The 26249-nt window shown below is 34.4% G+C and carries 28 protein-coding genes; 2 read left to right on the plus strand and 26 right to left on the minus strand.

Annotation, left to right across the window (positions count from 1 at the left end; translation table 11 throughout):
- Window positions 1–51: 51 nt before the first annotated feature.
- The 21 genes from QMG60_RS04850 to QMG60_RS04950 all read right to left on the minus strand — a co-directional run bounded on the left by QMG60_RS04850 (window position 52) and on the right by QMG60_RS04950 (window position 18651).
- Window positions 52–1113, minus strand: a complete 1062-nt coding sequence (locus QMG60_RS04850; RefSeq protein WP_281867060.1) for a beta-ketoacyl synthase N-terminal-like domain-containing protein — start codon at window positions 1111–1113, stop codon at window positions 52–54.
- Window positions 1113–2309 carry a beta-ketoacyl-[acyl-carrier-protein] synthase family protein gene (locus QMG60_RS04855; RefSeq protein WP_281867061.1) on the minus strand — a complete coding sequence of 399 codons (1197 nt, stop codon included), beginning with the start codon at window positions 2307–2309 and terminating at the stop codon, window positions 1113–1115. Before QMG60_RS04855 ends, QMG60_RS04850 begins: the two co-directional genes overlap by 1 nt.
- Window positions 2310–2463: 154 nt before the next feature.
- Window positions 2464–2721: a phosphopantetheine-binding protein gene (locus tag QMG60_RS04860; protein WP_012023174.1), complete on the minus strand. Its 258-nt coding sequence runs from the start codon at window positions 2719–2721 to the stop codon at window positions 2464–2466.
- 2 nt (window positions 2722–2723) lie between these two features.
- On the minus strand, window positions 2724–3341 hold the full coding sequence (locus tag QMG60_RS04865) for a 3-oxoacyl-ACP synthase (RefSeq protein WP_281867062.1): 618 nt from the start codon (window positions 3339–3341) through the stop codon (window positions 2724–2726).
- 2 nt (window positions 3342–3343) lie between these two features.
- Window positions 3344–3826: a hypothetical protein gene (locus tag QMG60_RS04870; RefSeq protein WP_281867063.1), complete on the minus strand. Its 483-nt coding sequence runs from the start codon at window positions 3824–3826 to the stop codon at window positions 3344–3346.
- 32 nt (window positions 3827–3858) lie between these two features.
- On the minus strand, window positions 3859–5007 hold the full coding sequence (locus QMG60_RS04875) for a beta-ketoacyl synthase N-terminal-like domain-containing protein (RefSeq protein ID WP_281867064.1): 1149 nt from the start codon (window positions 5005–5007) through the stop codon (window positions 3859–3861).
- Between the two features lie 301 nt (window positions 5008–5308).
- On the minus strand, window positions 5309–5758 hold the full coding sequence (locus QMG60_RS04880) for an acyl-CoA thioesterase (RefSeq protein ID WP_057115534.1): 450 nt from the start codon (window positions 5756–5758) through the stop codon (window positions 5309–5311).
- Entirely contained in the window at window positions 5733–7016 is a 1284-nt protein-coding gene (locus tag QMG60_RS04885; protein ID WP_281867065.1) for an ABC transporter permease, read from the minus strand. The genes QMG60_RS04880 and QMG60_RS04885 overlap by 26 nt, the downstream gene beginning before the upstream one ends.
- The gene (locus tag QMG60_RS04890; RefSeq protein ID WP_281867066.1) at window positions 7006–7758 is read right to left on the minus strand and encodes an ABC transporter ATP-binding protein; all 753 of its coding nucleotides are present in this window, start codon (window positions 7756–7758) and stop codon (window positions 7006–7008) included. Before QMG60_RS04890 ends, QMG60_RS04885 begins: the two co-directional genes overlap by 11 nt.
- Window positions 7759–7764: 6 nt before the next feature.
- Window positions 7765–8763 (minus strand): BtrH N-terminal domain-containing protein, encoded by a 999-nt coding sequence (locus tag QMG60_RS04895; protein WP_281867067.1) that lies wholly within the window; start codon window positions 8761–8763, stop codon window positions 7765–7767.
- Window positions 8763–9167 carry a hypothetical protein gene (locus QMG60_RS04900; RefSeq protein ID WP_281867068.1) on the minus strand — a complete coding sequence of 135 codons (405 nt, stop codon included), beginning with the start codon at window positions 9165–9167 and terminating at the stop codon, window positions 8763–8765. Before QMG60_RS04900 ends, QMG60_RS04895 begins: the two co-directional genes overlap by 1 nt.
- Window positions 9168–9489: 322 nt before the next feature.
- The gene (locus QMG60_RS04905) at window positions 9490–9957 is read right to left on the minus strand and encodes an ABC transporter permease (protein ID WP_281867069.1); all 468 of its coding nucleotides are present in this window, start codon (window positions 9955–9957) and stop codon (window positions 9490–9492) included.
- 4 nt (window positions 9958–9961) lie between these two features.
- Window positions 9962–10393 carry a hypothetical protein gene (locus QMG60_RS04910; RefSeq protein WP_281867070.1) on the minus strand — a complete coding sequence of 144 codons (432 nt, stop codon included), beginning with the start codon at window positions 10391–10393 and terminating at the stop codon, window positions 9962–9964.
- On the minus strand, window positions 10393–11526 hold the full coding sequence (locus tag QMG60_RS04915) for a beta-ketoacyl-ACP synthase III (protein ID WP_281867071.1): 1134 nt from the start codon (window positions 11524–11526) through the stop codon (window positions 10393–10395). Before QMG60_RS04915 ends, QMG60_RS04910 begins: the two co-directional genes overlap by 1 nt.
- Before the next feature lie 17 nt (window positions 11527–11543).
- On the minus strand, window positions 11544–12446 hold the full coding sequence (locus QMG60_RS04920; RefSeq protein WP_281867072.1) for a dialkylrecorsinol condensing enzyme DarA: 903 nt from the start codon (window positions 12444–12446) through the stop codon (window positions 11544–11546).
- Window positions 12447–12671: 225 nt separating this feature from the next.
- Window positions 12672–13556 carry a lipid A biosynthesis acyltransferase gene (locus QMG60_RS04925; RefSeq protein ID WP_281867073.1) on the minus strand — a complete coding sequence of 295 codons (885 nt, stop codon included), beginning with the start codon at window positions 13554–13556 and terminating at the stop codon, window positions 12672–12674.
- Window positions 13556–13810: a phosphopantetheine-binding protein gene (locus tag QMG60_RS04930; protein ID WP_057115545.1), complete on the minus strand. Its 255-nt coding sequence runs from the start codon at window positions 13808–13810 to the stop codon at window positions 13556–13558. The genes QMG60_RS04925 and QMG60_RS04930 overlap by 1 nt, the downstream gene beginning before the upstream one ends.
- Window positions 13803–15038 (minus strand): beta-ketoacyl-[acyl-carrier-protein] synthase family protein, encoded by a 1236-nt coding sequence (locus tag QMG60_RS04935; protein WP_057115546.1) that lies wholly within the window; start codon window positions 15036–15038, stop codon window positions 13803–13805. Before QMG60_RS04935 ends, QMG60_RS04930 begins: the two co-directional genes overlap by 8 nt.
- Before the next feature lie 83 nt (window positions 15039–15121).
- A complete protein-coding gene (gene fabG / locus QMG60_RS04940) occupies window positions 15122–15853 on the minus strand; it encodes a 3-oxoacyl-ACP reductase FabG (RefSeq protein ID WP_057115547.1) in 732 nt (243 codons plus the stop codon).
- Between the two features lie 9 nt (window positions 15854–15862).
- A complete protein-coding gene (locus tag QMG60_RS04945) occupies window positions 15863–17092 on the minus strand; it encodes a WG repeat-containing protein (RefSeq protein WP_281867074.1) in 1230 nt (409 codons plus the stop codon).
- 38 nt (window positions 17093–17130) lie between these two features.
- The gene (locus QMG60_RS04950; RefSeq protein WP_281867075.1) at window positions 17131–18651 is read right to left on the minus strand and encodes an aromatic amino acid ammonia-lyase; all 1521 of its coding nucleotides are present in this window, start codon (window positions 18649–18651) and stop codon (window positions 17131–17133) included.
- Between the two features lie 101 nt (window positions 18652–18752).
- On the opposite strand from QMG60_RS04950, the gene QMG60_RS04955 reads away from it, so the two are divergent.
- The gene (locus QMG60_RS04955) at window positions 18753–20003 is read left to right on the plus strand and encodes a tryptophan 7-halogenase (RefSeq protein ID WP_281867076.1); all 1251 of its coding nucleotides are present in this window, start codon (window positions 18753–18755) and stop codon (window positions 20001–20003) included.
- Window positions 20004–20230: 227 nt separating this feature from the next.
- On the opposite strand, the gene QMG60_RS04960 is transcribed toward QMG60_RS04955, so the two are convergent.
- The 5 genes from QMG60_RS04960 to QMG60_RS04980 form a co-directional block, all read right to left on the minus strand.
- Window positions 20231–20836 carry a hypothetical protein gene (locus QMG60_RS04960; RefSeq protein ID WP_281867077.1) on the minus strand — a complete coding sequence of 202 codons (606 nt, stop codon included), beginning with the start codon at window positions 20834–20836 and terminating at the stop codon, window positions 20231–20233.
- Window positions 20837–21369: 533 nt separating this feature from the next.
- Window positions 21370–21705 carry an L-rhamnose mutarotase gene (locus QMG60_RS04965; protein ID WP_281867078.1) on the minus strand — a complete coding sequence of 112 codons (336 nt, stop codon included), beginning with the start codon at window positions 21703–21705 and terminating at the stop codon, window positions 21370–21372.
- A 4-nt stretch (window positions 21706–21709) separates the two neighbouring features.
- Complete coding sequence (locus tag QMG60_RS04970) at window positions 21710–22570, minus strand: fumarylacetoacetate hydrolase family protein (RefSeq protein WP_281867079.1); 861 nt, start codon at window positions 22568–22570, stop codon at window positions 21710–21712.
- A gap of 102 nt (window positions 22571–22672) precedes the next feature.
- Entirely contained in the window at window positions 22673–23437 is a 765-nt protein-coding gene (locus tag QMG60_RS04975) for a glucose 1-dehydrogenase (RefSeq protein ID WP_281867080.1), read from the minus strand.
- A gap of 37 nt (window positions 23438–23474) precedes the next feature.
- Window positions 23475–25127, minus strand: a complete 1653-nt coding sequence (locus tag QMG60_RS04980) for an altronate dehydratase family protein (RefSeq protein WP_281867081.1) — start codon at window positions 25125–25127, stop codon at window positions 23475–23477.
- A gap of 170 nt (window positions 25128–25297) precedes the next feature.
- Here QMG60_RS04980 and QMG60_RS04985 point away from each other — a divergent pair, with 170 nt between their 5' ends.
- The gene (locus QMG60_RS04985) at window positions 25298–26191 is read left to right on the plus strand and encodes an AraC family transcriptional regulator (protein ID WP_281867082.1); all 894 of its coding nucleotides are present in this window, start codon (window positions 25298–25300) and stop codon (window positions 26189–26191) included.
- Window positions 26192–26249 lie beyond the last annotated feature (58 nt).

Consider the following 26249-nt stretch of genomic DNA (forward strand, 5'->3'; position numbering starts at 1 on the left):
ACATGAAAAGCAGTAAAAGGATAAAAAATATCGAGATGTTTTTATGCGTTATCATTTTGACAGTAACGTAAAACTATGATTTTTCCCGTTTAATTGATTGTACAATAAAATGGTTTTATAAGCCGGTTTTGCAGCCGAATTTACTTTTATAATTTCCGGAATTTCCTGTGTTTTCAAAATTTTAGCAGCCATCCAAAAAGCAAAAGCCGAAGCAGTATCGTATTCGCCGCTCAAATGTTTGTAATACAAAACAGGTGTTTGGGCAAAAGCATTTTCAGCCAAGTTTTTATAATAATTTTCGAAAGTTGCATTTCCGTCAAATCCTAAAACCAAAGCATCAACATCTGAAATTTCCAGATTATTTGACTTTAAGAAAGATGTAATTTCCGCTTCAATTTCATTTTCTGCCAGCGTATTTACAATCGCAATATCCAAAAGTTCAGCGTATGTACTTTCTTTTCTTTCGTTTTCCAACACAAAAAAACTAGCGCCTTCTCCATAAACTGCACCACTTGTTGTCGAAGTTAAAACATCATACGGAGCGGTATTGTCTGCTTTAATACGGCCGTTTAATTTGAAAAGAGCAGTTGTATATTCACCATTTTCATCAACACCGCCCACTAAAATCGAATTGGCTTCGTCTTCTTCAATCTGCATTTTAGCATCTAGAAGAGCCGATTCAAAAGAAACTGCTCCGTTTACGTACGTAAAATTATAACCTTTACATTGCTGTAAAAGAGCGATTTGCGCACCAACAGTATTATGGGTTGATTGAATAAAAGAAGTTGGTGTTAAAAACTCTTCCTTATTATCCAGAATGCTTTTCAGGAATTTTTCAGAATCTTCAATACATCCTAAACCTGTGCCGGTAATAATAGCGTCAACGTTTTCAACATTCGCATCTTTAATAGCTAAGGCCGAAGCTACAATTCCGTTTTTTACGCCTTTTGCCATGCGTCGGCTTGCAGCAGGCGAAATATATTCTTTGTATGCCGGCGGAACAATCGCCAGTACATTTTCATCATGATTGACAACGGCTTCTTCTAAAAAAACAGTATCAAATGTTTTTTGAGTCGAAATACAGCCTACTCCATTTATATATGTTTTTTTCATTAGCTTTTTGAAAATATAAGGGTTGAACAATTTCCTCCAAATCCAAAAGAGTTAGATAAAACGTGTTCGATATTTTTATTTTTTAAGGAAGTCTGCGGTGTCAAATCGAATTCTTCCATCTGCGTTTCAAAATTCAAATTCGGATAAACGACATTATTTTGGATTGCCAAAACACTATAAACCGCTTCGATCGCAGCTGCAGCCGCTAAAGTATGTCCCGTAAATGGTTTTGTAGAACTGAAATCTGGAACTGTCTCATTTTCGTAAATGCGGCGTAAAGCTCTTCCTTCAGACAAATCGTTATTTGGCGTTGCTGTCCCGTGAACGTTGATGTAATCAATTTCAGAAGGTTTTAATCCCGAAACTTCAAACGCTTTTTTCATCGCCAAATATGCACCGTCTCCATTTTCTGAAGAAGCAGTTTGGTGAAAAGCGTCGTTTGCATTTCCGTAACCAGAAACTCTTGCCAGCACTTTTTTATTTTGTTTTTCCACAATCTCATCCGATTCTAAAACCAAAAAAGCAGCAGCTTCTCCAAGGTTTAATCCTTTTCTGTTATTGTCGAAAGGTTTATTGTAATCGTCAGATAAAATCATCAAAGTCTTAAATCCGTTGATCGTGAATTTTGCCAAACCATCGGCTCCGCCCACAATAACGCGGTCTAATTTTCCGGTTTTAATCAATCGCGCGCCCAGCATAATCGCATTTGCTGCAGAAGAACAAGCCGTGCTGATTGTCGTTACCATTCCTTTTAAACCCAGTTCTTCGGCAATTTTATCTGCAACATCGCCGCCGTCGTGACACGTAATATATTTTACGAGTTCCGGTTTTTCGAAATAATCGTAATAATGTTTCTCCGTCATGTCCATTCCGCCCACACTTGTAGCCGAAATAAGTCCCGTTCTAAATTCGTTGATTGAGGTTATGCCGGCATTTTCAACAGCTTGTTTGGCTGCCAAAGTACCAATCATAGCGGTTCTTGAAAAATTATTATCGCTGTTTAAGTTCAATTCGGCGATGAGATCATCGTTGGTTTTTTTGATTTCACCAACTTTAATAACATCTGCATGAACTGTCGAAATATTGGAGATACGGGAAATCCCGATTTTATTTTCGATTAACGAATGATAATTCTCTTCAACCGAATTTCCGATCGAAGAAATAATTCCCATTCCCGTTATTGCAACACCTTTCATTTAGACTTGCTTAGATTGTTAGATTATTAGACTTCTTAGATTTTTTTGGACTTGCTTAGATTTTTAGATTCCAGACTTCTTAGATTTTTGGACTTTTAACTTCTGTCTAAGAAGTCTAAAAATCTAAGTAAGTCTAAGCAAGTCTAAGTAAGTCTTACTTTGTTCTATTCGCGCTAATGTAAGCCGCCATAGTTTCGATAGACTGGAAAATTGTTTTTCCTTCTTTCGGATCTACTAATTTAATTCCGTAGTCTTTATCTAAAATCACGATCAATTCAAGCGCATCAATCGAGTCTAAACCTAAACCGTCTCCAAACAAAGGATCGTTATCAGCAATGTCTTCGATTGTGATATCTTCAAGGTTTAAAGTCGTAATGATTTTATTTTTTAATTCTTCTTTTAATGCTTCCATGATTATTTATTGTATAATGTATTGATAGTTTCGTTTGTATATTTTTCGTTTTCTTCTTTGCTGATCGTGCAAAGAAAAGCTTTATAATTGTCGTTAAAAAATTCAACCCAGCCACAAAGAACGGTATCAGCTTTATTTGTGTTTAACAAAATCCCTGAATAGTTCCACAAAAACTCAGAATTGAAAGCATCAAATATAAAGAAAGAATTTTCACTTTTAAGCTGATGGCGTATACTTATTTCGCCCAAACAAATATTTGGCAGTGTATAAACAAAAACCGCCGGACTCGGAAAATAGTTTTCTTTGTCTGAAATTGATTCCTGATATTTTATATCGGTATCTAAACTTGACGATTTATTGGCCAAAACCAAAGCAATATTATTTTCCTCTTCATTTGAAGTGATCGGACTCAAAAGCAATTCTGATCCTAAATAAGCAAGTTTGCTCAAAGCATCCATTTTGAAAAACTTTGGATATTGCATTTCAAAATTACGGTACGCTTGTTTAGAGAAATCAGCAAAATCTGTAGGTTCAATTTTGAATACAGAAGTTCCGTTCAAAACAATTTCGTTGTTTTGGATGGTGATATAGGATTGTATGTAGGTTTTGTTTTGAGCCATTGTTATTTTATGTAATCTTCCGCTTCATAAGCATCAATAGGAAAAACTTTTTCTGTTACTGATTTATAAAAAAAAGTTCCAATACTCATTTTGAGATCAATATAAACTTTATTTAAATCTTCAATATTTTCTTCTTCCCAAAGAATGTCATGAAAAATATATCCAACATTCAATGTTTTAGTATTTACCACAATTGGATCACCATTTGCACCTGAACCAATTATTAACAAATCTTTTTTATAAATTTCTTTGTTCTCCTCTTCAAGATTTTCTATTCTAATTCTGTTTACACAATTAAAATATATGCTTCCAAAATTGATTTCTTCTCTAAAGGAAAATGTTTTAAAAAAAGTTATTAAGTCTTTAGATAAATTTAAGTTTTCAAGAAATTCAATAATTTTATCCGTTACTTTTACTACATCATTTTTAAAATCAAAACCTTGAATTTTTAAAGCTTTTTTAAAAAGGGATTGATCTAAATTCATAAATATTTAAATTTTGAACTTGTAAGGAAAATTTACAAGTTGGATTTTATCTTTTCAAAAACCACAGCCGTATTACAACCTCCAAATCCAGAAGCTGTCTTCAAAAAATATTTAATAGTCGCCTCTTCATTTTTCTCAATCACATTGATAGGTTCACTAACGCCAATTTCATCAAAACCTTTCGATTCAAAAAGTGTATTTTGATTCGCAGATTCAATCGCGATTACTGTTTCCAATAGTCCCGAAGCGCCAAGTGTATGACCGTAAAATCCTTTTAAACTATTTACAGGAACATTTTGTAAACCCAAACGGCTGAATGCAATCGCTTCCATTTCATCGTTAAATGGCGTTGCGGTTCCGTGTGCTGAAATATAATCTAATTTATTAGCTTCGATCTGGGCTTCTTTCAAAGCATTCTGGATACTTCTGAACAAACCTTCGCCCGTTCTTGACGGACCTGAAATATGGTTCGCATCGTTTATCGAACTGTCTCCAATTATTTTTATTTTGGCATTTTTGGCTTCCGCCGAAATTAAAATCGCAGCGGTTGCTTCGCCTAAACTTACTCCGGTTCTGTTTTTAGAATACGGTTTACATGGCAGATCGCTCATCGCCTGAAAAGCATTAAATCCAGACAAAACAAATTCTGAAACTTCGTCGCCGGCAACCACAAAAACATTGTCATAAAGTTCAGACTGAATCATTCTTTTAGCAATTGAAACGGCTAAAATTCCAGAAACGCAGGCATTTGAAACTACAATTGGCTGTGTTTGAAAATGGAAGAAATCGGCAATGTTTTTTGCTAAAACATCTAAATGTGCGTTATTAAAACTTGCTTCAGAATTGTCTTTTAAAGCCGTAACATTTCCTTTCGTAGTAGAAAGTATAAAAGCCGTTTTTGAATTTAATTCAACTCCAGCATTTTTGATAATCGGCTCTAAAGCCAAAATCATCATTTTCTCTAAACGGGAATATTGGGTTTCAGTACTGATTTTTGCAAAGGCACTGTTTATTTTTTCATCAGAAATGATTGAAGCATAAAATGAATTCGGCATCAAAGAAATGTCATTGTGAAGCTGAATTCCTGAATCACCACGAAGAATCGCTTCAATATTGGACTCAACATCAAAACCTAACGGCGTGATACAATTTGTTTCTGTGATGTATATTTCTCTTAACATTTTATGATCTCGATTTCTCCTGCAAGGTTTTTTAAAACTTTGTAGATATTTTATTTTAAAGCCTCATCTTAAAAAAAAGGTTTCACGCAGATTTTGCAGATTAAGCAGATTTTATGTTGTTTTTATTCCTGCAAGGTTTTCAAAACCTTGTAGGTATTTTTATTTAAAGCGTTATCTAAAAAAGCTTACACGAAGATTTTGCAGATTTTTATGATTTTCAATTTATACCTACAAGGTTTTTAAAACCTTGCAGGAAACGGAAAACTAAAATAAATTAGTGCTAATTCGTGAAATCCGTGTTCTACTTCAATAACCCCACTTTTCGTTTCCATTCCTCATAAAAAGGCGGATTCGTAAGCATTAAATTTCCTTCTTTATCTAAAAAAACCTGAACGGTTTCTCCCGTACACGCTACTTCACCTTTTTCGTCAATAATTTTAAAACGATAAATCATTTTGGCTGCGGGCGTGTCAACAACTGTTGTTTCAATTGTTACGACATCGCCGTAGCGCAAAGACAATTTATGTTCGCATTTTGATTTTACTATTGGTGTTGTGTAACCTGTATTTCCAATATCCAGATAAGTAAGTCCGTGTTTACGTCCAAACGCTTCTCGTCCATCTTCAAAATAGGTAATATAATTGCCGTGCCAAACAATTCCCAACGGATCAGTTTCGTTAAAACGAATTCTGATTTCGTGCGAAACGGTTAAGTCTGTGGCTTCGTTATACTGTTCTTTTCTTTTTGTCATAAAATAATGCGATGGATGTTGTAAGAATGAAAAACAAAAATAACAAACTTATTTTTGGAATGATTTCGAGGAAAGAAACGTTACGAAGTAAAACGTCATAAAAAGCGTCTAATCCCCAGTTCATCGGAGATGATTTGGCAATAATCTGCATGATTTTCGGCATGGCAAAAACCGGAACCCAAACTCCGCCAATTGCGGCCAGAATGATTACACTCGTTGCACCAAACGGAGCTGATTGTTCCTGAGTGCTCGCAACGGTTCCCAATAAAATTCCGAATCCAATTGCGGCAAATCCTGAAAATAGCGCCACAACGCTCATTAAAGCTAAATGGCCCTCAATATTTAAAGATGGAAGTCCGATTGATGGAAATAAAAACACTGCAACGGCAACCATCATATAAAACTGAATCATACAAATGATAGAGTAGGTAATGGTTTTTCCGATAATCACGACTAAATTCGAAACCGGATTGGTTCTTAGTCGAACAAATGTTCCCTGCGATTTTTCTTTTACAATATTAATAGATAACGGAATCACGATAAAAAATATCGCAAAAAGTGTCCACGCCGGAACATTATGCTGCACTGAGTTTGGACGAACTTCTTTGTTGTTTATTTTCGGAATGATCTCTTTAAATGAAATGAAACTTTTTTGTTCAAATTGCGCATTTCCTTCTCCAAGCTGATTTTGAAAAGTCGTGTAAATAGATTTAGTTTCAATTTGCGAAATCATTTTGTCGATTGAACTCATGACCGCATTTTTAAAACTCATTTGAACCGCCGGATCAAAATACAGTTTTACTTCTTTTTCTTTTATAATTCGTTGAGGTTCGCTGGCAGCAGTACTATCGGTCATGCCTAAACTGCTTACAATTTTTTCGACATTTTGATCCACTTTTGCCTGTAAATCAGAACTTAAATTTTCTGGGATTACAATTGCCAATTGAAATTTGCCTTTGTAAACATTTTCTCTGGCAACATCTTCCGTAATCGTTTTATCGTCGAGTTTTGTAACAACGCTAAACAAATCGCTTTTTTCTAAATTATCAAAAACAGTTTTAGAAACAGAACCCTTGTCGTTGTCAACCAATAAAATCGGGATTTTAGAATCGCTGACTTTTTTAAAAGTGCTGTCCTGAATCAATGTAACGGTAATGACCAGAACCAAAGGCATGATAAACAGAATAATCAAACCGCCTAAATCGCGTTTAAGCAGTAAAAATTCTTTTACAATAGACATCCAAATTTTATATATCATCTCTCAGGTCTTTACCGGTTAATGAAATAAAAACGTCTTCGAGATTTCGGGCTTCTTCAACAGAATTGATTAAAATTGAAGGTGTTCCTTTGGCGTAAATTTGTCCTCGGTCTAAAATGGCAAGATTGGTGCAGAAATCTTCGGCTTCAGCCAAATGATGCGAAGTATAAATAATAGTGGTTCCGTTTTCGTTCAACACTTTTAGATAATCGATAATAGCATTTTTAGACTGAACATCAACACCAACGGTTGGTTCATCTAAAAATAAAACTTTTGGTTTGTGCAGAATTCCAGCAATTAAATTGACACGGCGTTTCATTCCGCCCGAAAAGGTTTCTACCCTTTTATCAGCAAATTTTAGTAAACCCAAAAGATCTAAAGTTTCGATTACTTTATCTTTTAAATCTGAACCTTTTAAACCGTACATACTTCCAAAATAATGCAGGTTTTCTCTTGCTGTAAGAGTAGGGTATAAGGCATATTCCTGAGGAACAACACCTATGATTTTTTTAATTTTTGAAGAATGATGCTGATAATCTAAACCATCAATAGTAAAATGACCCGAAGTCGGTTTAACCAATCCGCAGAGCATCGAAATTAAGGTTGTTTTTCCGGCGCCGTTTGGACCCAGAAGTCCAAAAATTTCTCCTTCATTTATATTTAGCGAAACATTGTTCAAAGAATACTGGTCTGCATCTTTGTACTTTTTCGAAAGTGATTCTATTTTAATTATGGATTGCAAAATATCTTAGCTGATGGCTTTTTTTAGTTTTTTGAAAAAGATTTCTTCTCTGTTGGCAATGTCCAAAAGTTCATCGGCAATGGTGTTGTAAGCGTCTTCTTTGGCACTTCTGTTTTTGTAAATTCTGGATGCTTCAACCGCAAAATCTCTCCATGAATCGCCAATTTTTGTCATTTCTTTAGACAGATCTTTTAATTCTTCATTATTTAAAATAACCGAAGCTTCCTGTAAAAATGCCGCATAAATAAAACGGAAACCACCGCCTCCAGTTCCAATTTCTTCCTGCATACGAACCATTTGTGCCAGATAATGATTGGCTTTTTTGGTTCCATGTTTGATTGGCCATTTTCTAATTTGCTTTGAAACAAATTTGATGCCTCGAACACCAACAATTGGCATTGGCGCAAGCATATCGCGACAGGTATTTTTGATTCCTTTAATGATGGCACTTTTCAAATCAACGTTGCTTGGAACCTGAATTGGATAATACATTTGACCGCGAGGTGCAAAGGCTCCTTTTGCAAAACGAACTTTATCTAATTCTTCGTGCGTTAAAGTGGTTACGGTTTCCATAACAGGATCGCTCACTAAATAATCAGTTTCGGTTTTTCCGTAAACGACTAAGTTGTGTGCGTTGAAATGAAAACGATATTCGTCAGGAAAATAACTTAAATTGTAAACGCCAACTTGTAAACCGGTTGGAATATTATTTTTTAAATTTTCGTCTAAAGCTTTATTTGCATTTGCAACAGAAGAAAATTTTTGTCTTTTTATTTTTAGATTTAATCGATTCGCAACTTTATTGAAAATCTGTCCCGGCAAAGTTCTATAACTTATCGCAGGTGCATAATTGACTTTTATAAAAGGCAGATATACAAAAAATAATCCGGATCCTATACCAAAAACCATCGGTTCGCTGATGTTTAGTCCGCTGTTTTTTAGCAGATTCGACGCTACTCCATTCTCACAATGAGCAGACTGATGATGTGTGAAAGATAATTCCATTATTTGGTGATACTGTTTTTTAATTCTTCAATTGATACTTCAAAAGTATCCGCATATTTTTTCAAGATTTTGTCGTTTAGTTTGGCAAAAACTTCAGGTTTAAAATGTCTTTTTACGCGCCATTTCCACATTCCGACATAACTGGCTAAAATTGTAAGATCCATTTTGTTGACTTCCATAAAATAAACAATCGGACTTGCTTCACCACTTAAAACTTGTTGTTTAGCTTCAGAAATACGCTCGTTTATTTCATCGATAGAATTCGATAATGCAATTGTTTTTGGCTCCCAGCCAGTACTTAAGGTTGTGGTGTAATTGCCATTTTCATCAGTTGCGTACAAAAGCTCTTTGACGTTATTTTTTGTTAAGTTACTTTTATCTTGAGGTACTTTATCTTTTTCCATAGTGCTAATTTAATTTATTAGAAACATACAGATAGAAACTATACATAAACTAATTATTAAAAATCCGAGATTTGCGAATGCTAAAATTCGCTGTTTCTTCACAAATAAATAAATCATTTCTATTAGTAATCCCAAATAAAACATTTGAGTGATTAAAAAAAGCATGATAAAAAATCCTAAACCGCCATCTACATGTTTATGTCCGTTTTCGTCGCAAAGTTTATGAGGGTCGTAAGTAAAATGCCAAAATAAGAAAACCAAACCAAGTAAAAGAATCAAAATTCCGATTCGAATTACTAGATGCAAAATAATTTTCTTTGAATTATCCAACCGAAACTGTTTTTTGAATAAACAAGTTAATTTCGCATTCTAAAAGTAACTGGTCTTCGACAGAACTTTTACAGTTCATTGTGCATAAAGTGTAATCGTCGCCAGCGAATTTTGAAACTAAATCTGCTTTGGTAATTATGGTATCGCCGACTTTTGGCAGCGAATGAATTTTTACATTTTTTAAGGCACTGATAAATCCAATTACATTTACGTTCTCATTTTCTGTTCCGTCTTCGTCAAAAAAGTATTTTTTTCCAACAATGGCCGAGCAGGTCTGCGCCGTATTTTCGATTAAACCGGCTTCGATAAAAACATTATTTTCAACAAAAATATTGTCTTCTTTTATCAAAAAAATGGTTTCTACAAAGTTGGCATCAATATCCAAAATCAAATCTACCATAAGCATTGGTGCTCGGTGCGGTAAATAATTTTGTATGTCAACTCCAGTATTCACGATCATAATATTATTTTGCTAAAACAGTTTTCATCTGTCCGTTTGCAATTTCTTCATTATTTAAAGTTGTCACGATATTTACCAAAGTAATTCCTGCAAATTCCTGCAAAATCGTTACTTCAGATTGAATGGTTTCGTTTAACGCTGGAAGTTTTTTAATTTCAATTTCTTTAATAGAACCAATATAGCCAGTTGGTGCAGTTTCATTTCTTAAAAAGAACTGATAACCAGTATGCAGTGCCACAGATTGTGCCATATGTTCTATTAAACCAGCCTCTAGAAAAGTATTGTTGTTGACGAAAATATTGTCCTGCTGAATTTTCAAACCCGAAACCAAAGAAGTTTCAGTATAAGAATGCATAGCATCAACCATCACAAAAGGGAACTTTTGCGGCAATAAATTTTCTACCATTTCTTTTTCTAGAAGCGCCATTGTTTCCATTAGCAAACTGTTAAATATGCATATGCAAAAGAAAATCTTCCGCTTTCTGGAACTGATAAAAGAATGTGATCTCCTTTTTTCAAATTTCCTGAATTCATTAATTCTTCTAAAGCCAAATAAATAGAGGCAGAACCCACATTACCAACTCTCGAAAGATTCATAAACCATTTATCATCACTCATTCCAATTCCTTTCTCTGTTAATCCTTTTTTCAATCCTTCCACAAAAAAGTTAGAAGAAACGTGAGGAATAAAATAAGTAACGTCGTCAGCCTTGATATTGTTTTTGTCCATCGCATCTTTCATGCTTTCGGCACCTTTTGACAAGATAAATTCGTCTAATAATTTAACGTCTTGTTTGATAGAAAAAACAGATTCGTTCAACCATTGTTCTGGTGCGTAATCGCTCCATGATTTGATTTCTCCGTTTTCTAATTTATCACCTCCGGCGTACATGCAGGTTTCTAATTCGTAAGCATACGAAAAAGCTTCCATCCATTCTATTTTTAGTGAAATTGGGCCTCTTGGTTTATTTTCTAAAAGAAAAGCACCAGCTCCGTCAGATAACATCCAGCGTAAAAAATCTTTTTTGAAAGCAATAATTGGCTGTTCTTCCAGACTTTTTAAATTGTCTGCTTCGTGATTGTATTTTTGGGCATTCAGCCAGGTTGAAACTTTTTCTGATCCTGTGCAGATTGCATTTTTTGAATTTCCAGAGCGTATGGAAAGAAAACCAAATTTAAGAGAGTTCATTCCAGCGCAGCAAACTCCTGTTGAAGAGTTTAATTCTACCGATTTGTTTTTTAATAAACCATGAACCATCGCAGCGTGCGAAGGCAGGAAAATATCCGGAGTTGAGGTTCCGCATGAAAGTACTTCTAAATCCTGAGGCGTAAAATCTTCATCGAATAACGGCAAAATTGCATTTTTTGTTAATTCGGCATTGCTGTGAGTGCTTTTTCCATCTTTATCAACAGCATAATATCGGCTTGTAATTTTATTATTGCGCAAAATAATACGTCTTGCTTTTGAGGCAGTATCGTTGATAAGTCCTAAATAAGCTTCCATTTCATCGTTAGAAACAGCGTCATTTGGCAAATATTTTGCAGCTTTTGTAATATATACTTCAAACATAATCTAAATTTCGTCTTCTAAACTCCTTGATAATATTGAGTTTCCTTTTTTATAGTTTTTAACTTAAGCGGATAGGTAATAAGGTGCAATATATACACTATTGGTGAAATTAACCATATCGCAAGGAATAAATAAACATTAAATACTTTAAGAAGCTGTTTTCGGTTTTTTTGATTTTTATAAATGATATTTGACCATTTATTGAAAATTTTATTGGCTGTTTTGTCGACAGTCACTAAATATGAACTTATTTTTACAGCTCCAGCTTCGACTAATTTTGGTTGTAAATTAGCAAAATTGTTATTGTTTAAGGAATCTAATATGATTTCTCCAAACTGACTGCACTCTTGTATGTCTTTTTCTGAGACTCCTGGCAGCGGAAAAATACCGAGATACTTTTTCTTAACACCAGAAAACATCCATTCTACAATTGTTATCACGCTGATTAAATTTCCAACGCGGTCTACCAAAGCGGCGTTTCCAACTAAATCTGCATTTGCTTGTTTCAGCAGAACTTTAATTTTTTCCTGCGCCATGATCCACATGTTTCTAGAACCGCTGATTGTAACAACAGGCGTATTATTTAAAATTTTCTTTGCATCATCACTTTTTAAAAATGAATTAATCGGAATTGATGGCGATAAATACCAAACCTGATAATGAAAAAGTACCAAATCAAATTTTGTATTTAAAATTTCTTCTGGTACAGGTTTTAATGCTGTCGGAATCTGTAAAAACGACTCTGGAAAAGCATCAAAAAAAGAATCTTTATTCCACGGAAAAGGAAATGGTTTTTCTAATTGTATTTCGTGAAAAGTGAGATTTATATTCTCTGAGTTTAGAAATGGTTTTGCAATGTTTCTTGCAATAGATTCCAGTTGCCCCGACTGAGAATAATAAATTATGAGAACATTTTTCATTTGGGTTTTTTCGCTTTGGTGGTTAGCAAAAATAGGTAAATTTATTTAAACGAATTTTCTTATTTGATGCGCAAAGTTTTGTTTGTCGCTAATTCCTGAATTTTTTACCATTTGTAGTTAATTGGGTTTAACTTCCAAAAAATGATTTTTAGTTTTTACCACAGATTAAAAGATTTGTAAAAATTATTTTTTCAAAAAAACCTTTGCAACTTTTAGCCTTTGCAGCTATGAACCTTTAAAAGCATTCCAAAAATCGAAATAATTAAACCATTGAAGGGGATATTTTTTTAGAATACTTTCAACGCTTTTTACATATTCTTTTAAAAGTGTTTTTTCATCGCGGTGTTTTACTTCTGCTTCTCTTGAATATAAATGATAATGCAGATTGGGCTCTTTCATTACATAAACAAAAACTACAGGAACTTTAAGTCTTGAAGCAATTAGAAAAGGACCAGCTGGGAAATTTGCTTCTTTTCCAAGAAAGTTTTCAGATAAAGATTTGGTGCCTTCAAAATAACGATCACCAGTAAAACAAACCAATTCGTTATTGGCCAAAGCAGCATTGATCTCAAAAATATGAGACAAATCTTCTTTAATGATGATAAATTTAACGGTTGGTTTTTGGGTAACGGTTTCTAAATAATTCTTAATCGCAGAATGTTCTAAATCTGTAGTGACTAGATTGATTTGGAAATCAAGATCTATTTCTCCAAAAAAATGTTCTGCAATTTCGAAATTTCCGACATGCGCGCTAATCAAAACGCCGCCTTTTTTCTCGGCAAGGAGCTTTTTAAGCGTTTCGATTCCGTCAAATTCGTAAGTGAATTTATTTCTGAGACCAGCAGAAATCGAAATTTTATCAATAATAGTCTGTCCAAAAGTGTAGTAACTTTTGAAAACCATTTTCTTGGATTTGAAACTGGAATATTGCAGCCTTTCTTTAAAATAATAAAAAATGGCTTTGTTGCTTTTTCTTAGAAATAAAAAATAATAGGAAGCGACAAAATAAAGTAAGACATAAGCGGCTTTGACACCCGCTTTTTGAATCAAAAAAACGAATATTTTATAACCTAAAACTGTTCCTTTTGATTTGCCATCCCATTGACTCATTAAACAGCTTTGGCTTTTAGTTTAGTTTCGATTAGGTCATAGAAATTCTGAAAAGTAGCAATTCCGACAAAATCAGCTTCAACCAGTTTTACACCAAAATTAGATTCGATAGAAACGACTAGATCAACATAATCTAAACTGTCTAATCCAAGTGTGTCTTTTAAATTAGCATCTGGTTCAATATCGTCATTGTCTACTTCAAATTCATCAACCAAAAAACCATTAATTCTTGCTATAATCTCTTCTTTATTCATCGTTCAATTTAAACTTTTTAACCACCAACGCAGAGTTGGTTCCTCCGAAACCGAAAGAATTGGACAAAAATATGTCAAATTTTTTGTTTAACGTAGTTTTAACTAAATTTAATTTTGAAGCATCTTCATCTGGATTTTCCAAATTGATGTTTGGAGCAATAAAATCATGCTGCATCATTAAGGTAGAATAGATTATTTCGCTGGCTCCTGCCATCCAGCATTCGTGGCCTGTCATTGATTTTGTAGAACTTACAGGAGGATTTTTTTCTCCAAAAACTTCAAAGATAGCTTTTGCTTCGTTTGCATCTCCAACAGGTGTTGAGGTTGCATGAGCGTTTATGTATTCAATGTCCGAAGCATTTAATTTTGCATCATCAAGTGCACGTTTCATTGCTGTTGCAGGCCCTTCAACGTTTGGAGTTGAAATATGCCCGCCGTTTGAAGAAAATCCGTAACCGCCGATTTCTGCAATAATATTGGCACCTCTTGCGATTGCAGACTCATAACTTTCAAGAATCAAAGTTGCGCCGCCGCCACTCGGAATTAATCCGTCACGATCTTTATCAAAAGGTCTTGAGGCTTTTTCAGGATCGCTTTCTCGGTTAGAAAAAACGCCAAGTCCGTCAAAACTGCTCATGGCATATTTATTAATTTCCTGTGCACCGCCGGTAATTATAATATCTTGAAATCCGCTTTTTATTAAAAAATAGGCTAATCCGATGGAATGCGAACCGCTTGCGCAGGCTGCACTCACAGTAAGATTGATACCGCGAAGTTTGAAAATCGTCGAAAGATTCATTGTTACGGTAGAATTCATCGATTTAAAAATTGCTCCAGAACCAATTAAGGCTGTGTCTTTTTTTTCTCGTACAATATCTGTTGCATCAATGATTGCTTTAGAAACGCTGTCGTTTCCGTACATAATACCCACTTCATGCTCATCAAAAAAAGCATCATCAATATTTGCATTTTTCAATGCTTCTATAGTTGCCATATAAGCATACTCGGTCTCTTCACCAATGCTCATACGCTGTCTGCGAGTCAGTAAATTTTTTAAATCGGCTTTCGGAACCATTCCTGTTAAAGCTGATTGGAAACCAAATTCTTTACGTTCAGAATCAAACTGAATACCAGATTTTCCTTGGTATAGTGAATCTTTTACTTCGTCTAAAGAAGTTCCGATACAAGAATAAATTCCCATTCCAGTAATTACAACTCTTCTATTCATCGTCTTTCAAAGTAATTTTTTATCCTTAAAGTGTAATTTTCTATGTTTAAAATCTTAAAATAATCTCGCAAACATACTATTCTTTAAGAATATATTCCGCCGTTTATATTGATAATTTCTCCAGTAATATAGCTTGCTTTTTTAGAAATCAAAAAGCTTACCAAATCTGCAACTTCTTCGGCTTCTCCAAAACGATTTACCGGAATCAGCTTTAATAATTCTTTTTCATCCAGCTCACTTGTCATATCAGTTCTGATAAAACCAGGGGCAACAGCATTTACTGTAATATTTCTTTTTGCCACTTCTTGAGCCAAAGCTTTTGTTGCTGCTACAATTGCGCCTTTTGCTGCCGAATAATTGGTTTGTCCCGCAGTTCCTTTTACTCCAGAAACCGAAACCATATTTACAATTCGGCCATATTTATTGCGTAGCATTTTTTGAATAAAAAATTGTGTCACATTAAAGAAACCGTTTACACTTGTATTCAAAACGCCGTTCCAGTCTTCGGGAGTCATCCACATAAAAAGCCCGTCTTTTGTAATTCCGGCATTGTTTACAATTGCTTCAACTAATTTTTCAGGATTTGCTTCCTGCCATTGCGTTAAAACGTTTTGTACTTGTTCAAAATTAGAAACATCGAAACCTAAAATTTCTCCTGTTGCGCCTAATTTTTGTATTTCTTGTAATGTTTCTTCGGCAGCTGTTTGATTCGAATGATAGTTAATCAGAATATGATAATCAGATTCTACGGCTAGTTTTTTACAAATAGCACTTCCGATTCCTCGCGAACCGCCTGTTACTAATACACACTTCATAAGTGAAATTTATTTCTTTTTCTTAGCTGCTGCTTTCGTAGTCGATTTAGCAGCAGATTTCGTTGTTTTTGTTTCTTGTTTTGGGGCTTCAGCTGGAGCAGATGCTGACTGAGGTTTTTCTGCTGATTTTGAAAATAATTCAGCATTTTCAAACCATTGGTTGCTTAATACAGTTCCGTCTGGTTTAAGGAATCCCCATTTTCCTTCGTTTTTTACTCTCGCAACACCATCAATAAATCCTTTATCCTGCTGTACAAACATCGCAATAATAGCATTTGTAGTGATGCCGTATTGTGTTGGAATTACCAGTTTTCCAGATTCGTTGATAAATCCCCAATTGCTTTCTTTTACTGGAGCCAAGCCGTTTATACTAAAAACTTCTGCATCACTGTAAGTTGGTTCAATAACAAATTCTCCTTTCGGATTAATGAATCCCCATTTTTTTCCAACCAAAACTGGCGCTAGATTTTTAGAGAAAGCTTTTCCTTTATCATAAATTGAAAGAATTGCCCAATTTCCTTTTAAATCGATATATCCAATTTTTCCGTTCTTTTTGGCATACGTCAAATCTTGGGTTTCAAAATCCCAGATTTTTTCAGCTCCATCAACTGGAATAAATTTTCCAGAACTTACTAATCCGAAAGTTTTATCTTTTCTCGCCCAAGTTGTGTTCTTGAAATAATTTCCGATTTCAGCGTAAGCAGGTTCAACTACTTCCTTTCCATCGGTATTTATGATTCCCCAGTTTTTGTTGAGTTCAACTCTTGCAAAACCATTTTCAAAAGGTTTAATCTGATCGTATTTTGGTTCTAATACAACCGTCATTTTATTGTTAATCAAACCAACTTTATTGTTTTGTCTGATGAAAGCAACTCCATTACTAAAATCAAATAATTTTTCAGAAGCAGGAGCTTTTTGAATTTCTCCTTTTTTATCAATATAAACCCATTCTTTTCCTGTTTTTACAATGGCAATTCCGCTGTTAAAATCTTTTGCATCATCAAAAGAGGCAGGAATTATCCAGCTTCCTTTCGTGTCAATAAAACCCCATTTTCCGCCATTTTCAACAGCAGCCAATCCTTCAGAAAAGCTTCTGGCAGATTTGTATTGAGGCTCAATTTTAAAAGAACCGTCTTTGGTAATATATCCAATTTTTGAATTCTTTTTAACTAATGCCAATTCTTGACTATTAACAAATTGAATGCAGCACAGCAACAAAAAAATAAATGTTTTTTTCATGATTTTAAGATTCAATATTAATAATGTGAAGTACAGAATTAACTGTTTATCAAATAATCTTTTACTTTTTGCACAAAAGGATACATTACCTGATCTTCTTTAAACTCTGGAATTATATTGCGAACATCGTCGTACCATTTTTTAGTAACAGACGAAATTTTATCTTTTTGTCCTAAATAATCAATTGCCTGAACGATTGTAATTAATTCGATAGCCAAAACCTCAAAAGAATTCTCAATAACTTTTGATGTGATTACTGCAGCATTTGTTCCCATACTTACAATGTCTTGATTGTCATTGTTATTTGGAATACTATGAACGTACATTGGGTTTGACAGCATTTGGTTTTCGGCAGTTGTTGAAGTTGCAACGAATTGTACTCCCTGCATTCCGAAATTAAATCCTAATGTTCCTAAGTTTACAAATGGAGGAAGGATTTCGTTGATTTTTGAATTCAATAAATAATTCAATTGACGTTCTGCCAGCATCGTTAATTTGGTAATAACGATTTTCAGTTTATCCATTTCAAGCGAAATGTAATCTCCGTGGAAATTTCCTCCGTGATAAACGTGTTTGTTTTTTACGTCTATAATTGGATTGTCATTTGCCGAGTTAAATTCGTCTTCTAAAATAGAAGCTACATTATTTATAGTTTCTAAAACAGGTCCCAAAATTTGAGGCACACATCTTAGTGAATAATATTCTTGAACTTTTTCTTTGAAGATTTCTTCGGTATTTTCACCAGAATATAAATGGTCTTCTCTTTTGCGGATCAAAGTACTGTCAGAAAGATTTTTTCTCATTCTTTCTGCCACTTCCTGTTGTCCTTTATGACGTTTGGTTTGGTTTAATTCTGCTGAGAAATGATCATCATAAGCTTGAACCAATTCGTTAATTGCACAAGAAGCTTTTAACGACCAATCTAATAATTTTTGAGCATAATGAACATTTACAACTCCAATTCCTGTCATTACAGAAGTTCCGTTGATTAATGCCAGACCTTCTCTAATTTCTACTTGAATTGGTTTCAAACCTTCAATTTCGAAAACTTCTGGTGTTGGTCTTCTTTCTCCTTTATAAAAAACCTCGCCTTCACCAATTAACACTAAAGCTAAATGTGATAATTGTACCAAGTCACCGCTGGCACCCACGCCGCCGTGTTCAAAAATTAAGGGCGTAATATCTCTATTGATTAATTCTGCCATTAAATGAATTACAGAAGAATGAACTCCTGAATTTCCTAAAGACAAAGTATTTAATCTTGCTAAAATTGCAGCTTTTGCACACTCAGGACTTAATGGTTTTCCTGTTCCAGAAGAGTGGCTTCTAATTAAATTATATTGTAATTGAATTTGATCAGACTCTTTAATTCTATATTGAGCCATTGGACCAAAGCCAGTATTTACTCCGTATATAACTTTGTTTCCTGAGAATTCTTTTAAGAAGTTAAAACTCTCGTTTACGCGGTTTAGAACGACATCACTAATTTTAACTTTTTGATTTCCAAATATTATGGCTTCAAATTCCGTTAAACTTAAATATTCATTAATTGTATTCATTAAATCGATTTTGGTTGTGCTAATTTAATTTTATTTATCAAAATAAATGTAGTTATTTTGATGTAGGCAAATGTAGGTTAATTAATGATAATAATTCTAATATGACAAAGGAGTTTGTTGATGTTTTAGTGATTGGTGCAGGACCATCTGGTTGTGTTTCGGCATCCTATCTTTTTAAAAACAATGTTAAGGTTAAAGTTGTAGAAAAAACGAAGTTTCCGAGACTGGTAGTAGGCGAAAGTCTTATTCCTCGTGTTATGGACCATTTTGCTGAGGCAGAATTGTTTGAGGCACTGGATGCGATGAACTTCGAGAAAAAACTAGGAGCTCGTTTTATTAGAGGAGAAGAAATTTGTGTTTTTGATTTTAGTAAAAAATTTGGTGAAGGGTGGGATTGGACCTGGCAGGTTCCTCGTGCTGATTTTGATAATACAATGGCACAGGAAATTGTGCGTAAAGGAATTGATTTGGAGTTTGAAACAGAGGTTTTAGAAGTTTCTTTTGAAGGAAAGAATTCAAAAACCATTGTAAAAGATGCAGCCGGGAACTTAAAAGAGATTCACGCTAAATTCATAATTGATTCTAGCGGATATGGTCGTGTTCTTCCAAGGCTTTTAGATTTGGATACGCCTTCGAAATTAGATCCGCATTCTTCTATTTTTACGCATGTAAAAGATATTAACAGACCAGAAGGAGAGGAAGGGACTCAGATTTCTTTTGATATTTTGGAAACAGAAGTATGGCTTTGGGTAATCCCGTTTTCGAATGGAAATACAAGTTTGGGAGTTGTTGGTCCGACAGATTTTATCAATTCGCTTTCTGAAAATAAAGATAATGCTGAGGCTTTGAAAAATGCTATTCAGAAGTCTGATTATTATATTAAAAGATTTAAAGGAACTGAATTTTTGTTCGAACCTGTTAAATTAGAAAACTACTCAAGAGCGGTAAAAAGAATGTACGGCGATGGTTTTGCGTTGACTGGAAATAGTTCTGAATTTTTAGATCCAGTTTTTTCTTCTGGAGTTGCCTTTGCAACCGAATCTGGAATGCTGGCGGCAAAATTATATTTGAAAGAATCGCAGGGAATTCCTGTTGACTGGGAAGTTGAATTTACCCAATACATGAAAAACGGAATTGCAGTTTTTACCACTTACGTGAAAGAATGGTATACTGGAAATCTTCAGACTTTATTCTTCCATCAGCCAGAAAATCCAGATGTGAAAGAAAAAATTTGTTCTGTTCTGGCGGGTTATGTATGGAATGAAGAAAATCCGTTTGTGAAAAAACATGATCATGTCATAGCCAATATGGCGTATTTACTAAATATGCAAAAAGAACAAAGCCCTGAATAATCAGGGCTTTTTTATAGAAAGATAATTCATTTTCTAGATTTATTCCGTAGGAATGTCTCGTCGGTAGAATATGAAATTTGAATTGCGATAATACGTTCCGTAGGAACGTTTGATTAATCGATTCAGGTATATTATTTCCGTAAATCAGATGTCCCTACAGGACATTAATGCAAAACGACAATATTTTTTTATACCGATGAGATATTCCTGCGGAATATTTGAGATTTTTATTTAAAAGCTTTTTTTAATAAAAGTTTGGATAATGATTTTGCTGTTTTTGCGTATCCTTCTCCAATTCTGCTTTCGTTATTGAAATTACTACCATATTGATCTCCAGGTGCATCTACACTTGAAATTTCTAATAAGACATTTGATTTATTTGCTGTTTCAACAAACTTTAAATTGGTAGTAACTTTTGCCGGCTGTTTCATAATTCCTGCATCCCATCCTGGATAAATCCAAACGGTTTGTACAATTAAAGTGTAAGGTGTGTTTAGTCCTTCCTGAAAATTCACCTCTTTACCAGCTTTTGTCATTACAATATTTCCGATTTCTAAAAATTTAGGAGTCCAGATCTGATCTTTTGCCACAACCCATCTTTTGTGCCAAAGATTTCCATTTCCTTTTGCTTTTTTGTCTAAATCGGCTATATGCTCTTCAACATATTGTGATTCCGGTTTGTTTTCTTTCATCATAGTAAAATTACTATAATCAAATTCTGTGTTGATTTCTTTTTGATCTTTTAAAAAGTCAAAGTTTCCTTTCACTACATTCATATCTTGAGCAAATGCGGCTCCAGAAATAAGTAAGCATGCAATAATTAATTTTTTCATTTTTTGGTTAATTGAGGTTTATTTTTAGCTGCTAAAAGTAATCAAAAGGATGAATAATAATTTATTTCATGTTAAAATATTATTGTTATTTTTTTCAAAAACAAAAAACGGATTCCAATTGGAAATCCGCTTTATTTTTAAAATTTGTTTTTCTATCAGCTGGGGAAATGCAGATTTAAAAAGAAAAATTGGTTTTGTTCGGCAGTGTATGTCTGGAATGAAAAATATCCGTTTGTCAAAATACACGATCATTTGATAGCCAACATAGAGTATTACTAAATATTCAAAAAGAAAAAAGCCCTGAATAATCAGGGCTTTGTTTATCAAAAAAAAACGTTTCTAGATTCATTCCGTAGGAATGTCTCGTCGGTAGAAATTAAATTTGAGTTACGGTTGAACGTTCCGTAGGAACGTTTGATTAATTGACGGGTACATATATTTTTATAAATCAGATGTCCCTACAGGACATTAATGCAAAACGATAATATTTTTTTCTACCGATGAGATATTCCTAACGGAATATTTTTAATCAATTACAATTCAAATATCTTATCCATCAAAATCCATTTTTGTCCTGGTTTTGCCCAAGGAAGTGCTTGCTGAAATTTCCACATTAAAGTTTCCCATTCCTGAACTTTTTCGTTTGCAGCGTCGGCTTTGTCTTTTTTCTCAAAAGAGAAATTTTCGTCGCCTTCAATGATCATGAAAAGTCTATTTCCTGTGCAATAAATATCCAAAACTAAAATTCCAGCATCTTGAATGCTTTTTTTTATTTCTGGCCACACATTTTCATGCAAGTGTTTGTATTCTGCAATTAAATCTGCGTCGTCTTTTAAGTCTAGTGCAAGACAAAATTTTTGAGCTGCCATAATTTTATTTTTGTTGATAAGCTACAGCAGTCTGCTTACTTGTGCCTAAACCTTCGATTCCTAATTCGATTATGTCGCCTGCTTTAATGTAAATTGGATCTGGTTTAATTCCTAAACCAACTCCCGGAGGCGTTCCTGTACTAATAACATCGCCAGGAAGCAAGGTCATAAACTGACTTAAATAATGAACCAAGAATGGAATTTTAAAAATCAAGTTTGAAGTGTTACTGTTTTGGAATGTTTTTCCGTTTACAGTAAGCCACATTTTTAGGTTATTTACGTCACCCACTTCGTCTGGAGTTGCCATAATTGGTCCAAGAGGAGCAAAGGTATCAGAACCTTTTCCTTTTGCCCATTGTCCGCCACGCTCGATCTGGAAAGCTCTCTCGCTGTAATCGTTTAAAAGACAGTATCCTGCGATATAATTTGGTGCATCTTCTTCAGAAACATAGCTCGCTTTTTTACCTACAACAAAAGCCAATTCTACTTCCCAGTCTGTTTTTTCGCTGTTTTTTGGGATGATCAAATTATCATTTGGCCCGCATAAAGAAGTTGTAGATTTGAAGAAAATAATTGGTTCTTCTGGAATTGCAGCGCCAGTTTCTTCACAGTGATCTACATAATTTAATCCGATGCAGATAATTTTTGAAGGACGCGCAACCGGCGAACCCAAACGTACTGAATCACTAACTTCTGGTAAAGATGGATTGTTTTTTAAAGCTTCTTCTAATTTTGCTAATCCGTCATTTTCAAAAAAAGCTTCGTTGTAATCTGTTGTTACGATAGACGAAACATCATATCTTTTATCATTTAGTAAAACACCTGGTTTTTCCTTTCCTTCTTCTCCAAATCTTATAAGTTTCATATTTTAATTTTTAGTTTCTTGCCACGAATTACACGAATTTTCTCGAATTAAAATTTGTGGAAATTTGTGTAATTCGTGGCTATGTTTTTTTTTTTTAATATTTTAGTTGTTCAATTTGATGAATCCGCCATCAATTGGGTAGTCTGAACCTGTGATGAAAGACGATTCGTCGCTGCACAAGAATAATGCTAAAGTTGCGATTTCTTCTGGTTTTCCCATACGTCCGATTGGTTGTGATTGAGATAATTTTTCGAAGATTTCTTCTTCTTTTCCTGGATAATTTTTAGCAATAAATCCGTCTACGAAAGGCGTATGAACCCTTGCAGGAGAAATAGAATTACATCTGATTTTATCATTCAAATAATCTTTTGCAACTGATAAAGTCATGGCCATAACCGCTCCTTTTGCAGTAGAATAAGCAAAACGGTCAGGAATTCCAACCCAGCAGGCAATAGAAGCCAAGTTTAAAATTACACCTCCGCCAGAGCTTCTAAGTGCAGGAATCGATGCGTGAAGACAGTTGTAAACTCCTTTTACGTTTACATTCATAATACGGTCAAAATCAGATTCTGGAGTCGTGTCTACTTTTCCAACGTGAGCAATTCCGGCGTTGTTTACCAGAATATGAATATTTCCGATTTTCTCGAAAGTTGATTTCACTTGTTCGTGGTTCGAAACGTCGCAGGCATGTGCGAAAACATTTCCGCCGTTTGATTTTATTTCTGCAACCGTTTCTTTTGCACTTTCTTCAGTCAATTCTAAAATGTGAACTTCAGCTCCCTGTTTAGCAAATAAAACTGAAATCGCTCTTCCAATTCCGCTTCCTCCGCCAGTGATAATTGCTTTTTTATTTTGTAATGAAAACATTTGATATAAATTTTTATGAGTTGTTTTTAATAGTCTTTTACAAAGATACGCCGCGTTTCCACGGAATAAAATCGTCTTGGTTTAATTGAACTGCTTTCGGAATAATTTCGCCGCTTGCTGCTTTGATGCAATATTCTAAAATTTCTTCGCCCATTTCTTCAATAGATTTTTCACCGCTGATAATTGGTCCGCAGTCAATATCGATAATATCTTTCATTCTTGTTGCTAGAACAGAGTTTGTCGCCACCTTAATTACAGGACAAACTGGGTTTCCTGTCGGAGTTCCTAATCCAGTAGTAAATAAAATTAAAGTTGCTCCAGAAGCCGCTTTTCCAGTTGTTGCTTCCACATCATTTCCTGGTGTGCAAACTAAACTCAATCCTGGTTTTGTAACCAATTCGGTGTAATCTAAAACATCAACAACAGGAGAAGTGCCGCCTTTTTTGGCTGCTCCAGCGCTTTTGATAGCATCTGTAATTAATCCGTCTTTGATGTTTCCTGGTGACGGATTCATATGAAAACCAGAACCCACTTTATGCGCCAGTTCATCATAAGATTCCATTAAATCTATGAATTTTTTGGCTTTATCTTCCGTAATACATCTGTCAATTAAATTCTGTTCAGCGCCGCATAATTCTGGGAATTCGGCCAAAAGAATTTTTCCGCCTAAAGCCACTACTAAATCAGATGTGTAACCCACAGCAGGATTTGCAGAAACACCGCTGAAACCATCGCTTCCGCCGCATTTTACACCAATGCATAAATCGCTCAAAGGCGCATCAGTTCTTTCATATTGGTTGATTTCAATTAAACCTTCAAAAGTCTTTTTGATGGCATTGGTAATCAAAACTTCTTCGCTTTCTGTCTGCTGCTGTTCAAAAATAAACAACGGTTTGTCAAATTCTGGGTTTTGTCTTTTTACATCATTTACAAAATCCTGAACTTGTAAATGCTGGCATCCTAGACTCAAAAGCGTGATTCCACCAACGTTTGGATGATTGGCATAAGAAGCTAGTAAAGCACTCAAAGTAGAAGCATCCTGACGCGTTCCACCGCAGCCGCCTTGGTGATTTAAGAATTTAATTCCGTCTACATTTTCAAAAACACGTTTGTTTTTTGGAGTCGGATTTAATTCAATATTAATATCATTAATGTCATTTCCGTTCAAATAACCTTCCAGTAATTCGTGCGTAAATTGATTGTATTTGTCTGTTACAGCATAACCCAATTGCTTGTGTAATGCTTCTTTAATAACATCAAGATTTCTGTTTTCACAAAAAACCGTCGGAACAAAAAGCCAGTAATTGGCTGTTCCAACACGTCCGTCTTTTCTTTTGTAACCTTTAAAAGTTCTGTTTTCAAATTTAGAAACATCAGGGGCATTCCATTCGTAAGAAGCGTTTCTGTAAGCGTAGGGATCTGCGGCGTGTTTTAAGTTTTCGGTCGTCATTAAACTCCCTTTTGCCGCATCGCATTGTACTTTTCCGACCAAAACACCGTACATGTTTACTTCTTCTCCCTGCTTCATGTCCTGCATGTAGAATTTATGTTTGGCTTTGATGAGGTCTTGTAAAACGTAAGTTTCGTTTTCAAAAAGAATAGATTCTCCTTTTGGCAAGTCGGTTAAAGCTACCAGAACATTATCGTCTGGATGCAGTTTTACCACTAATTTTTTAGTTGTATCAAGCATTGTCTTGTTGTTTTTTTTCTTTTTTGTGTTGTCGTTTTCTGTAGTTAGGGAAGAAGTTAAGCACTTTGATTTCCCTAAAATTTGGGCAGTAAACGAAAAATAAAATTAGTTTTTTTAGCCTTTTATTATTAGTCTAATATTATCCGTGTATAATCTTTAATTATCTTTGCATGATGAAATTGGAACAAACCAAAATAGCGTCTTATCTCAATACAAAAGTTTCGGTATTAAATCGTGTTGAGCCTTTTTTTCAAGCGCCCTTTCATTCTCATCCCGAATTAGAATTGGTGTATGTAAAAGAGAGTTATGGCAAGCGAATTATCGGAAATTCGGTAATGCCATTTGAACCCGGCGATATGGTTTTTTTAGGTTCTGATATTCCGCACGTTTGGCTAAATGACGAGAAATATTATCAGGGAATTGAAGATTTAAAAGCCAATTCGATTGTCGTATATTTTCATAAAGATATTTTCGGACCGACTTTTTACGAATTAAAAGAAACCCAAAAAATCAACGAACTCTTTTTTCAGGCTGGAAAAGGGATTTCGATTATCGGAAAAACCAATAAGCAGATTGCTAAAAAACTGGAGAAGTTAGTTTCAAAAAAAGACTTTGAGGTAATTGTCGGACTTTTTGAGATTTTGTCTATTCTTTCAGAAAGTCAGGATACGATCTATATCAATGACGAAATTTATTCTTTGATGCAGAAAGATTCAAAAGTAGATCGTCTTTCAGAAGTTTTTCAATATGTGAATAAAAATTACAAGAAGAATATTTCTTTAGAAGAAATTGCCGCTGTCGCGAATATGACTCGGACTTCTTTCTGCAGAATGTTCAGAGTTAAAACAAAGAAAAATTTTGTGGATTATCTGCACGAAATCAGAATCTCAAATGCCTGTAAATTGTTGCTGGAAACCGATAAAAGTATGTCTGAAATTGCATACGAATGCGGTTATAAAACAGCTTCAAATTTTAATAAACTTTTCAAAAAAGTTAAAGGAATAACGCCATCTGATTTTAAAAATAATGCGAAGATGAGTTTTGCCACAGATTATAAAGATTAAAGGGATTTTTTAAATCTGCCCAATCTGCTAGATATGCGTGAAATAAAAAATATAGCCA

This window comes from Flavobacterium sp. GSB-24 (assembly GCF_027924665.1).
Lineage (GTDB): Bacteria > Bacteroidota > Bacteroidia > Flavobacteriales > Flavobacteriaceae > Flavobacterium.

Coding starts and splice junctions, on each gene's coding strand:
- QMG60_RS04850 (WP_281867060.1), bottom strand. CDS start 1,113: ATGAAAAAAACATATATAAATGGAGTAGGCTGTATTTCGACTCAAAAA.
- QMG60_RS04855 (WP_281867061.1), bottom strand. CDS start 2,309: ATGAAAGGTGTTGCAATAACGGGAATGGGAATTATTTCTTCGATCGGA.
- QMG60_RS04860 (WP_012023174.1), bottom strand. CDS start 2,721: ATGGAAGCATTAAAAGAAGAATTAAAAAATAAAATCATTACGACTTTA.
- QMG60_RS04865 (WP_281867062.1), bottom strand. CDS start 3,341: ATGGCTCAAAACAAAACCTACATACAATCCTATATCACCATCCAAAAC.
- QMG60_RS04870 (WP_281867063.1), bottom strand. CDS start 3,826: ATGAATTTAGATCAATCCCTTTTTAAAAAAGCTTTAAAAATTCAAGGT.
- QMG60_RS04875 (WP_281867064.1), bottom strand. CDS start 5,007: ATGTTAAGAGAAATATACATCACAGAAACAAATTGTATCACGCCGTTA.
- QMG60_RS04880 (WP_057115534.1), bottom strand. CDS start 5,758: ATGACAAAAAGAAAAGAACAGTATAACGAAGCCACAGACTTAACCGTT.
- QMG60_RS04885 (WP_281867065.1), bottom strand. CDS start 7,016: ATGATATATAAAATTTGGATGTCTATTGTAAAAGAATTTTTACTGCTT.
- QMG60_RS04895 (WP_281867067.1), bottom strand. CDS start 8,763: ATGGAATTATCTTTCACACATCATCAGTCTGCTCATTGTGAGAATGGA.
- QMG60_RS04900 (WP_281867068.1), bottom strand. CDS start 9,167: ATGGAAAAAGATAAAGTACCTCAAGATAAAAGTAACTTAACAAAAAAT.
- QMG60_RS04905 (WP_281867069.1), bottom strand. CDS start 9,957: ATGATCGTGAATACTGGAGTTGACATACAAAATTATTTACCGCACCGA.
- QMG60_RS04910 (WP_281867070.1), bottom strand. CDS start 10,393: ATGGAAACAATGGCGCTTCTAGAAAAAGAAATGGTAGAAAATTTATTG.
- QMG60_RS04915 (WP_281867071.1), bottom strand. CDS start 11,526: ATGTTTGAAGTATATATTACAAAAGCTGCAAAATATTTGCCAAATGAC.
- QMG60_RS04920 (WP_281867072.1), bottom strand. CDS start 12,446: ATGAAAAATGTTCTCATAATTTATTATTCTCAGTCGGGGCAACTGGAA.
- QMG60_RS04925 (WP_281867073.1), bottom strand. CDS start 13,556: ATGAGTCAATGGGATGGCAAATCAAAAGGAACAGTTTTAGGTTATAAA.
- QMG60_RS04930 (WP_057115545.1), bottom strand. CDS start 13,810: ATGAATAAAGAAGAGATTATAGCAAGAATTAATGGTTTTTTGGTTGAT.
- QMG60_RS04935 (WP_057115546.1), bottom strand. CDS start 15,038: ATGAATAGAAGAGTTGTAATTACTGGAATGGGAATTTATTCTTGTATC.
- fabG (WP_057115547.1), bottom strand. CDS start 15,853: ATGAAGTGTGTATTAGTAACAGGCGGTTCGCGAGGAATCGGAAGTGCT.
- QMG60_RS04945 (WP_281867074.1), bottom strand. CDS start 17,092: ATGAAAAAAACATTTATTTTTTTGTTGCTGTGCTGCATTCAATTTGTT.
- QMG60_RS04950 (WP_281867075.1), bottom strand. CDS start 18,651: ATGAATACAATTAATGAATATTTAAGTTTAACGGAATTTGAAGCCATA.
- QMG60_RS04955 (WP_281867076.1), top strand. CDS start 18,753: ATGACAAAGGAGTTTGTTGATGTTTTAGTGATTGGTGCAGGACCATCT.
- QMG60_RS04960 (WP_281867077.1), bottom strand. CDS start 20,836: ATGAAAAAATTAATTATTGCATGCTTACTTATTTCTGGAGCCGCATTT.
- QMG60_RS04965 (WP_281867078.1), bottom strand. CDS start 21,705: ATGGCAGCTCAAAAATTTTGTCTTGCACTAGACTTAAAAGACGACGCA.
- QMG60_RS04970 (WP_281867079.1), bottom strand. CDS start 22,570: ATGAAACTTATAAGATTTGGAGAAGAAGGAAAGGAAAAACCAGGTGTT.
- QMG60_RS04975 (WP_281867080.1), bottom strand. CDS start 23,437: ATGTTTTCATTACAAAATAAAAAAGCAATTATCACTGGCGGAGGAAGC.
- QMG60_RS04980 (WP_281867081.1), bottom strand. CDS start 25,127: ATGCTTGATACAACTAAAAAATTAGTGGTAAAACTGCATCCAGACGAT.
- QMG60_RS04985 (WP_281867082.1), top strand. CDS start 25,298: ATGATGAAATTGGAACAAACCAAAATAGCGTCTTATCTCAATACAAAA.